Here is a 558-nt window from a genome sequence, read left to right on the forward strand (position 1 = left end):
GCTCCCAGGGCAGCGACTGCTGCGGTCGCTCGTCGAACAGCTGGCGGTGCTGCGGGGCGAAGGCGGGCAACTCGCGGGCCTCCAGGCGCAGCGCCAGCACCGGCGCCGGCAGTTGCAGCTGCTCCAGGCGGCCGCGGGTCAGCTCCAGCAGCATGGCCGGATCGCGCTCGGCGCTGAGCAGGCCCACCACCAGCTGGCTGGCCGGGCGATTGCGGTGCTCTAGATGCAGGGTGAAGCGCTGCACGCCGCTGTCGCGCCCGGCCAGGTAGGCGGCCAGATCGGCGGTCAGGCGGCGCAGCGGAAACAGCAGCGCCTGGTGCGACTCGACCTCGAAGTTGAGCTCGATGCGCGCATCGAAGCGATCCGGCGGGCGGTAGAACTCCAGGGCCAGCGCCCGTTCGCCGAGCAGGCTGTCGAGGTGGCGCAGCAGCTCGGCCGGAAAGCGCCGCGCCAGGCCGTCACGCGGCAGGGCGAGCAACTGCTGCAGGCTGCGCAGGCCCATGCGGGTGAGGGCGGAGGCGGTCTCGCGGGACAGGCCGATACGCTCGACAGGCAGGT

The 558-nt window shown here is 72.9% G+C and carries 1 protein-coding gene; it reads right to left on the reverse strand.

The window, feature by feature from the left end:
• The coding region (locus tag N878_RS25820; protein ID WP_021446357.1) for a DNA polymerase Y family protein at positions 1–558 on the reverse strand (558 nt) is incomplete at both ends.

The sequence above is a fragment of the Pseudomonas sp. EGD-AK9 genome, from assembly GCF_000465935.2.
Classification (GTDB): Bacteria; Pseudomonadota; Gammaproteobacteria; order Pseudomonadales; family Pseudomonadaceae; genus Aquipseudomonas.